Raw genomic sequence first — 7152 nt, 5'->3', positions numbered from 1 at the left:
TAGTTTTAGCCTATGCTGAAGCTTCTGGCTCTATTCAGGAGGGGGGCGGCGAAGGTCGGATTTTTGAGGGGTTTGCCAGGATTCAGGCCCACCCTGCGAACACTCTTGGTCGCATGCGCCTAGCTCTCCTTGACTTCTTGAACCAGGAAACGTCTGGAGCGATATTGTGCCAGCATGTAGGTGATAATGCCAGTTCTACTTTGCCGTCTTGACGCAGGCGTATGAATGTTATAAGGTCCTTGTTAGGAAGGTCGATGTCAGAGTCATTCCTGTTTCGGTAGTACGGCCAATGAGGTGCTCGCGTCCTGCGCGGTTTGAGGTACGGTCGGTTTGATGTAGCATGGAGCATTGATAGAAGGCTGGTTTCAGAGGGTCAACGGGGGATGCGAAGCTTGATTAGCGGCAGGGTAGGGGCGACCATCGGCAGCGACTTACTGCCCGGGCTGTCAGGCGCGCCGCCATGCCGCGTCCGCGCTGCGACTCGCTGGGGCGTCCTGGACACAGGCAGGCCCGCGTGCGCACCCGGTTGGCTGCCGTGCATAGGAGGCGCCGAGGGGTGTCGCCGATTCGTTGTCGCGGAGCACCAGCCGTTATGAAGGTCACCGTGCTCTTGGCGGTCTACAACGCCGGTGCCCCGCTCGCAACGGCCATTCGCTCCATCTTGAACCAGGACCTTCGAGATTTTGAGTTCCTGATCATTGATGACGCCTCCACTGACCGATCAGCCGACCTGATTCGCGACTTCGCGCGGCGTGACAGCCGCATTCAGGTTCATCTTCACGAGCGGAACCAGGGGCTGGCGGCGACTCTAAACGAGGGGCTGGCACGGGCCAACACGCCGCTTGTGGCACGTATGGATCAAGATGATGAGTCGCTGCCGTCGCGCTTGGCTAGGCAGATGACGGAAATGAGCGCGCGTCCTGACTTGGCGCTCTGCGGCAGCTACGTGTATCACATGGGGCGGACACCGGCCCGCGACCGGCTGGTGGCTATGCCAACGGGTGACGAGGCAATTCGGGAGTGCCTGCCGCAATACAACATGTTCTACCATCCGGCGGTGATGCTCAACCGCGAAAAGGTCCTCGCCGTGGGGGGCTACGATGGGCGGTTCCGCAACGCCGAGGACTACGATCTTTGGCTGCGCCTGAGTGCCGAATACCCGCTCGCCAACATTTCTGAGCCACTGTTCCGCTATCGGTTTTCTACGGGCGGCATGACGCTCGGTCGCAAGTGGGAACAACTCTACTACGTCTTTCTTGCCCAGGCCCGCCATCGGCGGCCAACGGCGCCGTTTTGCGAGTTGGAAAGTGAAGCAAGTCGCCTGCATGCGCAGACGGATCGTCGAGAGTTCCTTAAGGGTGTCGTTCGCGGTACCTGCCGGGAGTTGCGGTGTTTGGGATACTCAGGTCAAATTGCGCGGCTGCTATGGATGTACCGACGTGACCTCGGTTGGGTTGCCACGCGTTCGATACTGGCCGAGTCTCTCCGCGTGCCGGGTTAAGAAAGTCCGGCCGGCTGCTGGCTAATTGCCCCTGAGCCCCGGGCCTGGGTCGTAACTTCGATAGCGTGGTCGAGCGGGAGCGAAGTCCATCGAAGCCCCTACCGCTGTCGGTGGCTTGTCCACCCTGCGGCCTTGTCCCACCAACGTGCCCGGAATAATCGTCGAACCCGAGCTGGAATGGACTGGAGTTCATCTTGCAGGTGGTCACATTTGGCCGCCTGTTCGCACAGTTCGGCATCCTTGGCGGCCAGTGCCGCTTGCATCCTTGTTATCCGGGTGTTTAGCAGCCCAATTTCTTCCGCAAGTTCCCGGCATCTTGCTTCCTTGCCGAGTAAATATTCCCCCGTAATTTGCCTCTGGGACTCCAGTTCCTGCAGCGTCGTCTGAAAAAGAGACTCCTTGCCGATCAAATATTCCCCCATAATTTGCCTCTGGGACTCCAGTTCCTGTAGCGTCGCCTGAAAAAGAGACTGCTTTTCCGTCAGCGTTGCCTGAAAAGTGGCGATCACCAGCATCATTTCGGCGCTCTGTTGTTCAATGTAGTGATCCGCTCGCTCTAACAGGCGAGTGAGCCAGCCTTGGGATGCCCCGTCCCACCGCGTCAGGTTAAATAGCCTGGCGTCGCTTGTCTCCTGGCCTGTCCCGCGTGCTAGCCGTGCGGGTGAATCCTGCTCCAATCCCGCCACGCGCAGGCTGGCCGCAACCCACGCATCACTAGGCTTGCGCAACAGCAGGGAAAGATCGTAGTCGGTATGGCAGGCGTTGGGCAAGAACGCACTCAACTGCGATACATCAAACCGGTAACCATTATCGAAGAGCCAAGCCAGCATCGCTGCGCTTCGCGCAGGGTTTAAGACGGAACGGTTGAAATATTCTTGCTGTATCACGTTAAAAGGAATGCAGAATGCCACCCCCTCCTCATAGCACGACAGGCGATGCTGCGTGGCGGTAAGCGTGGGCGCCCTCATGGACAAATGCTTTTCCAGGGAATTGGGGTTTCGGATATCCCGCTCCTCGAGCACCACCCGCAATATGTCTGCGCCCCGATACACCGAGCTGGAAACCTCGAGCGGGTAGCCCCAGTCGCCTACCGCCTCTGTCCACTCGAACGACAGAATCGCGCGTCCGTCGCGCCCCCGGGCGGAGACGTACGCGGGCATGGGCTGATCACAGTCCAGGCTAAAGCAGTAAGTGATGTTTAAGCCCAATCGGAGCGAAAAGCCAAGAGTTTCAGGATGCGCTTCAAGCCACTCAACAACTTCAACGATCGACCATGGTGTGCGAAAAACGCAATCGTCCACCAGGAATAAGATGTGCTGAAAGCCTCTGAGGCACCGGACCAGATCGCTGTGGAAAGATGTTTCGCTGATAAAGGCGATCACTGGATAGTGTGTTTGCAAGGCGGCGTACTGGGCCGCGCTGTAGCTATCCGAGGCCTTGTATAGCACGGCGATCCTAAGCTCCCCCGAGTCCGCGCAGGTGCCCAGCAGGGACGACAGACAGGCGTCTAGCTGCATCGCCCGATCCTTGCTGAATATCAGCGCGATCGTATTGCGAGTCGACCCGGTCAGGTTCCCATTTGACGGGGTCTCATCGGTAGGCATGGGCTGCTGCACATCTGTCATTTCTTGACTGCTTCCACATGGTACCCAACAGTGAATTGTCCGTTGGGGATCGCCTCGTCCATTGCGAATAGATACCGGGGCAGCACGTCGCCGAACAGCCGCCCGATCATTTCAGTGTCGCCACCATGAAAAGCGCGGTGTTGATCCATCGTCCAGGCGATGCGCGCGCACTCCTGTGCCAGCAACTTGTAAAAACCACCGTTGGGCGTGATGGACAGCACCCGGCAACCGTAGTCGCCGAGGAACTTTCGATACCATTCCGGCGAGAAGCCGCCGTAGAAATGCAGCGGCAGTTGATGGAGTCCGGACCCTAAGGGTGCGGTGAGAAGGAGTCGACCTCCCGGCTTCGTGATCCGTACCATCTCCTTCAGAGCAAGGATCGGTTCGGGAACATGTTCGAGCACTTCGGTGCAAAGAATGATGTCAAAGCTCGCGTCGGGAACCGGGATTTCAGTGATGTCGGACTGAATCGCGATGTGGCCATACGCACCTTCGGTATTGTCACGATAGCCATCGTAGCCAAGGAAGTCATGGCTGACATAGTCACATTGTGCGAAGAGGTCCCGGTACAGGCAGGTTCCGGCTCCGACATCCAGTACCCGCGAGCCAGGCGTGGCCTCAGCCGCGCGTGCCGCCACCCAGCGATTCCGGGACAATTGATTGAAATCATGGATTTGATCGAGCGGCACTTGACTCGAGCGCGCCGCCAATCGGGCCGCCAAGCCTGCGAGATCGGCGGGCGGGCCGTCCGGCGATGCACTCCAGTTGCTGAGCGCGAGTTCCCGAGTCCCGTCCTCCGGCGCGAAGTCCGCACTTGGTTGGCGTCCAAACATCGAGTATAGCTGTGTGCGCCAGACCTCAAAGGTCGGGCGCTCCTCATCGCTGACCGTGGAATCCCACAATACCTGTTCGGCCGCTTTCAACTGCTCCTCGACAGCCAGCTTGCCGGTCTTTTCCGCGATAACCGAAATATTGGAAAGAAATGGCTCCTGCGGCCATTGCGTCGAATTCAAGGCGACGACTGAATAGCCAAGCTTGCAGAGTGTGCGCTGAAAGCGTTCGGCATACCATTGGTCGACATGGTACGCCCAAGTGGCTGATTGGTCCCCGACCAGATGGCGCACCACGGCCGACTGTGTGCGTCGGTGGGGATCAGACAACAGGGTGCGCGCGCTGCCCATGAGATCTGGGGTTTCTATATGCAGGTGCCCGCCCGGGCGCAACCAGTGGTGCCATTTGATCAAGAGGGCAAGCGCGGTGACGCGATTGAAGTGCTCGAAAACATGATGCAGTCGAATTTCGTCCACGCTCCCATCGCTAAAGGTGAGTTCAGTGATGTCTGCCTCGAAATCCGCCTGTGGCCGCATGACGTTATGCCGATCGGCGAGGAAATCGATATTTACATATCCATCCAATCGCTGCTCACCACAACCTAAGTGTAGTCGTAACGGACCTACACCATCCCATAAGCCCAACGACTCGAGTGTCTCCGCCACGGCCCGTGGAGCGCTCTGCGTCTCACTGCGAAGGTCGGTTTCGAGCGTCTGACGTAGGCTTTCTGGAACCGCCACCACCACGTTTTCATGAACGACCATGAAATAGTTCGGGTTGATCGCGCGCAAGGCATCGAAGATCTGCGGCAAGAGCGGCCAATCCGCCGCTCGGTGGGGCGGTTTGGGGGGGCTCATGAACATATGGGCGTCATCGATCAATACGATGTCCTCACCGCGCCCCGCGAGTGCCCTCAATTCGCTTAGTACCGGGCATTCGTGCTGCTCACCGGCGGTTACACCGAAGCTGTAATGACCGTCGAGCCAGAATAGCGCCGGCGTCTGAATCAGCCTGAGGGCATCCGCTAAGCGAGTGCCGGAGTTGCCTTGCATGAGGGTGACGTTTTGCAAATCAGATAAATTGATCGCGGCCTGTCGATAAAGCGCTTCCGACAACTCGATGCTGAATACCTGGCGGAAATGAGCGGACGCCCAGCGCGTCGTTTCACCGAGGTAGGTCCCGGTTTCGACGAAGGCAGTGATGGCCGCGTCTTGTTCAGCCATTCGCAGTACCAGCTGACCCAGTTTGCTATTCGCTAAGGTTGTCACAGATTCACCTGCATATGGGCTGAAGCGTATTCCGATTTAACAATGGGGTTAAGTCCCTGCGGGCAATCGAAAATAGCCTGAAAATAAAGGCGATCGCCAACTTAGGAGCGACGCGGTTGCGATATTCAGTACGGCCTATCAAGACTCAAATTGCTGGAATTCCGAGTTCCCTCACTGCTGAGGGCGCGCTCGCCAAGGGGGCGTTTGCGCCCGCTTTGAGCACCGGGAAAAAAGTACCCGGCCGCCATATGTGGCCCGGACGCAAAGCTGTCAAGCCCCTCGCGCGTATTCGACCAACGGCAAGCGTTGGTTCGGCAATCCAATTGCTTCGAAGACCCTGCACCAACCGATACTGCGCGGTTCAGGTCGGCTTGGGGTGAATTCGGGTGTCCGTTTCAGCAACTGGTGACATGTGTGGTGAGCCGGGGGGCGTGGGTCAAAGGCGCTGTCGCCATGTGGTTAGGGCAGCGACCGTTGGCGTGGGTCGCATTTTCCGTTTCAGCCGCTCATGCTAATGACAACGGGCTTGCTTAGCAAGACCTCGCGCCAGCGCCGGGTGGTTGAGCTGAGCACGGTGGGCCGCGATCAGCGTTGCCACGAAAACATCGAAAATCAATGGGTAAGCGTTCCGGCGCGGCCGTTTCGCTGCGAGCGTTGGGCCGGAGGGGGGGCATCAGCAGGCAGTCGCGGTGGTCTTCGCCGCAGCCTAGCGTAAGGCGCGCCCCAGCGGTGCGGCGGCAGGCAAGTGCGCTTTGCCCATATCGCTCTTGGGCCATCGGCCATCAAGCCAGCGGTTGCCCAAACGTATCATCGGCCGCTCGATCAGATAATAGCTGGCCGACGATAATGTCACGGTGACGATTACGACCACGAGAAATAATGCCAGGAACAATGGAAAGCCGCGGCCTGGTCCCATGGCGCTCGGTGGAAAGGCGCCAGACTTGTCAAAAATAGCAACGATGCCGAGTAGCGCAAAATGCCACAGATAGGCGCTAAAGCTGATCTTGCCGAGATAGCGAATGGGAGCATTGACGAGCCAACTCGCCGGGCTGTCTGCAAGGCAGAAGGCAAAAATTCCAAAGCACAATCCGTAGGCGGTATGGATGCTTATTGTTTGTCCAATTATGCTCAGTGGGCTTTGGTGAAATGCAAGTCCTATCATCAATAGGAGCGAGCCGGTTAGCAGTGTGTTCACTCCCCAACGCGGCAGCATGCCGCGGTACGCGCGAATGACGAAAAACGCCAAGAAGCCTATGGCGAATACCGGTATTTGGCTTGGAAACCAGAGGTTCAGGAATGTCGACACCAGATCATCGGAGATGCCGGGCCACAGGGCCGATCGATATGCCCAAGTGAATTGTAGTGCCTTGTCGGCGAAGGCGATCGCCAGTGCTAATGCAATGATGGATGATGTCAGTCCGCGGATAAGGAAAAACAATGCCGGAAAGACGAGATAGAATGTCATTTCCACCGCAATGGACCAACCGCCAGGGACGATGCTGGTGATTGACTCGGGGTGCCAACCGTTGAGAAATATACCCGTCAGCACGACCTCCCCCCATGTCACGCCATTGGGTGCGAAATACCTTGGGCCAAAACCGTCCAAGCAGAGAAAAAATATCATCCCAAGCCAAAACATCGGAGCAATTCGAAATAGCCTGCGAAAATAAAACGGAATAGCTCCGTCATTTCTTGAGTGCCATGAAAGAATCAGCGTGAGGGCGCTGGCGACAAAAAAAAGTTGTACGCCGCGTGCGCCCTGATTCACAATCTGCCGCCCTACGCCATCCCAGGCGGTGGCCGCCTGCGATGAGTGAACTGCCATGACGGCCAATATGGCATATCCACGCAAGGCGTCGATGAAATGATAGTGTCTTGGGGTCATATTCAATGCATTCAAATAGAAGCTAAGATCTATACTGGTCTG

At 57.6% G+C, this 7152-nt stretch carries 5 protein-coding genes; 2 read left to right on the top strand and 3 right to left on the bottom strand.

All coding sequences use genetic code 11. The features are described from left to right. Both QZY44_RS04650 and QZY44_RS04645 read left to right on the top strand, forming a co-directional pair. A partial coding sequence (locus QZY44_RS04650; protein ID WP_295442898.1) for a hypothetical protein occupies positions 1–212 on the top strand: 212 nt, incomplete at its 5' end. Between the two features lie 380 nt (positions 213–592). Continuing rightward, positions 593–1501: a glycosyltransferase gene (locus QZY44_RS04645; RefSeq protein ID WP_295442896.1), complete on the top strand. Its 909-nt coding sequence runs from the start codon at positions 593–595 to the stop codon at positions 1499–1501. A gap of 98 nt (positions 1502–1599) precedes the next feature. Here QZY44_RS04645 and QZY44_RS04640 read toward each other — a convergent pair whose 3' ends face one another. The 3 genes from QZY44_RS04640 to QZY44_RS04630 form a co-directional block, all read right to left on the bottom strand. After that, positions 1600–3126, bottom strand: a complete 1527-nt coding sequence (locus QZY44_RS04640) for a hypothetical protein (RefSeq protein WP_295442894.1) — start codon at positions 3124–3126, stop codon at positions 1600–1602. Further along, a complete protein-coding gene (locus QZY44_RS04635; protein WP_295442891.1) occupies positions 3123–5180 on the bottom strand; it encodes a class I SAM-dependent methyltransferase in 2058 nt (685 codons plus the stop codon). Before QZY44_RS04635 ends, QZY44_RS04640 begins: the two co-directional genes overlap by 4 nt. A gap of 751 nt (positions 5181–5931) precedes the next feature. After that, complete coding sequence (locus tag QZY44_RS04630; protein WP_295442888.1) at positions 5932–7110, bottom strand: acyltransferase; 1179 nt, start codon at positions 7108–7110, stop codon at positions 5932–5934. Between the last annotated feature and the right edge of the window lie 42 nt (positions 7111–7152).

Source organism: uncultured Thiodictyon sp. (assembly GCA_903837595.1).
In the GTDB taxonomy this organism is placed as follows: Bacteria; Pseudomonadota; Gammaproteobacteria; order Chromatiales; family Chromatiaceae; genus Thiodictyon.
This window is presented reverse-complemented; position numbering and strand designations above follow the sequence as displayed.

Coding starts and splice junctions, on each gene's coding strand:
- QZY44_RS04630 (WP_295442888.1), bottom strand. CDS start 7,110: ATGACCCCAAGACACTATCATTTCATCGACGCCTTGCGTGGATATGCC.
- QZY44_RS04635 (WP_295442891.1), bottom strand. CDS start 5,180: ATGGCTGAACAAGACGCGGCCATCACTGCCTTCGTCGAAACCGGGACC.
- QZY44_RS04645 (WP_295442896.1), top strand. CDS start 593: ATGAAGGTCACCGTGCTCTTGGCGGTCTACAACGCCGGTGCCCCGCTC.
- QZY44_RS04640 (WP_295442894.1), bottom strand. CDS start 3,126: ATGACAGATGTGCAGCAGCCCATGCCTACCGATGAGACCCCGTCAAAT.